An 865-nucleotide genomic window follows, 5' to 3' on the forward strand; every position below is an offset into this window, starting at 1 on the left:
ACGTACTTCTAACCTGATTAACCTGTTCGTCTACAAACCAGTTGCCCCCAGTCAATCTGCTTTGAAACCTACTTTTAACCTGATTAACCTATTCGTCTACGAACCAGTCGACCCTAATCAATTCACTTTGGAACGTACTTCTAACCTGATTAACCTGTTCGTCTACGAACCAGTCGCCCCTAAACAAATCGCTTTGGAACGTACTTCTAACCTGATTAACCTATTCGTCTACGAACCAGTCGACCCTAATCAATTCGCTTTGGAGCCTGCTTTTTACCCCAACCGCTCGTTGTAGCCAGTGTTGATTTCGCTGCCTTGTCGAGCATATTGCCTGTCTTTTTCTTAAAACCAAATCGACAGTTGGGCCTGTGTAGATTTCGATGACTTGTTGAGCAAATTGCCCTTCTTATTCTTAAAAACGTGGCGGACTACGTCGAGAGAATAGGGTAGGCAAGGCACCGACAAGCAAACGAAAGCTAAACAGGAATTGATAGGAAGAACTTAAAACAATTGATAATCAGTGTAATGAACCGATTGGGGTTGAAGGCGTAGCTGACTACGTCGAGAAATTTAGACGGGCAAGATGCCTATAAACATACGGGAGATGAACATGAAACGAGGGAAACAACCCAAAATAATGATAAGCGGTTTAACAACCTATTGGGGGTTAATCTTTGTTCTAGTGGTGGTATTTGTTAAATTGGTGTTTTAATTTTACAAAACGCATTCTGCTGGCCGACTCTTCTAGAGAAAATCAAGGTCTAAAAACATACATTTAGTGGCTAAATCTCGGTTAGTTTGTCTCCCCAGTGTCTGCAATTTTGGGTCTGTAACCTGCATTTTGCACCATTTTGCCTTTCTAGTT

1 protein-coding gene is annotated in these 865 nt (G+C 41.8%); it reads left to right on the top strand.

Annotated features, from left to right (window positions below; genetic code table 11):
• On the top strand, positions 1–295 hold a 295-nt coding region (locus tag HMPREF2955_RS01285; protein WP_210401255.1), incomplete at its 5' end, for a hypothetical protein.
• Positions 296–865: the final 570 nt, after the last annotated feature.

The sequence above is a fragment of the Prevotella sp. HMSC073D09 genome, from assembly GCF_001814145.1.
In the GTDB taxonomy this organism is placed as follows: Bacteria; Bacteroidota; Bacteroidia; order Bacteroidales; family Bacteroidaceae; genus Prevotella; species Prevotella conceptionensis.